The organism is Oleiphilus sp. HI0066, from assembly GCF_001635725.1.
On record NZ_LWFH01000542.1, the window covers coordinates 1 to 753 of the forward strand.

At 43.6% G+C, this 753-nt stretch carries 1 protein-coding gene; it reads left to right on the plus strand.

Annotated features, from left to right (window positions below; all coding sequences use genetic code 11):
* A partial coding sequence (locus tag A3738_RS07320; RefSeq protein WP_197473672.1) for an FAD-dependent monooxygenase occupies window positions 1-475 on the plus strand: 475 nt, incomplete at its 5' end.
* Between the last annotated feature and the right edge of the window lie 278 nt (window positions 476-753).

Below are 753 nucleotides of genomic sequence, written 5' to 3' on the forward strand. Positions count from 1 at the left end.
TATTTTTTCATTGCCTGAAGTCGAGTTTAAACGTCAGTTGGCCGCACAAATAGAAGGTGAGCTAGGCGCGGTTAAGTCAGTATCGAAGCGATTTAAATTTCCTCTACGCCAACGTCATGCAAATAGCTATGTTGCGGATCAAGCCATTTTGATGGGTGATGCTGCGCATAGTATTCATCCTTTAGCTGGCCAAGGCTTGAACCTCGGCTTGGATGATGTGCAGGCACTGATCAGTATTGCAGAAGATGCCAAGAAAAAGGGGTATGAGCTTTCAAGTCCCATATTATTGAAACGCTATGAGCGAGCGCGTAAGAGCGAAAACTTTTCAATGATGCTGGGTATGGAAGGGTTTAAAAGATTGTTTGGTGCGACAGACCCTATAGTACGTTTGATCAGAAATCTCGGCGTGGATGCAATGAATCGTCATACTTTTATAAAAGCCCAAATTGCTAAAAAAGCGATGGGTCTACAGTAAAGCGTTCGCTTTATGTAGCGCCCGTTTTTTGCAGAAATCCGTTCAACATTCCTAATCGTGATTCGCGACATATTCGTATTTCTGTTTTTATCGGACAATAGCTCCGCGGTGACCGTCACGAATAAAAAGAGAATATACCGATGCCATTAAAATACTTATTCATCCTTCCGTTGCTAATTGTAGTGTTTAGTAGTCCAGTGAATGCCAGCGGGACCGTTAATTTTACGACCAAGATGCCTCCAGAGTTCGAGTTTTGTGGGAAGAAAGTTGGCCGCGGC